We start from the raw sequence: 205 nt of genomic DNA on the forward strand, positions 1-205 counted from the left end.
GCTGGGCTTCAATCATGCGGCCCTGGAAATCACGAATCAGCTGATCCAGATCTTCATCACCCAGCTGTGATTTGCCGTCTTCGGCAAAACCATCACGCAGACCCGCTACCATGGCCTCCAGATCCAGATTCTCCAGGCTGCGCATTTGCTCCGCACTGCGGAAGCCCAGCGCATAGGACGCTTTCTGATCGTCGCTTTTCAGCTC

Annotated in this window: 1 protein-coding gene; it reads right to left on the bottom strand. The window is 56.1% G+C overall.

Annotated features, from left to right (window positions below):
- The coding region (locus A3714_RS07735) for an FKBP-type peptidyl-prolyl cis-trans isomerase N-terminal domain-containing protein (RefSeq protein ID WP_197463391.1) at positions 1-205 on the bottom strand (205 nt) is incomplete at both ends.

It is taken from the genome of Alcanivorax sp. HI0007, from assembly GCF_001635525.1.
Taxonomy (GTDB): Bacteria; Pseudomonadota; Gammaproteobacteria; order Pseudomonadales; family Alcanivoracaceae; genus Alcanivorax.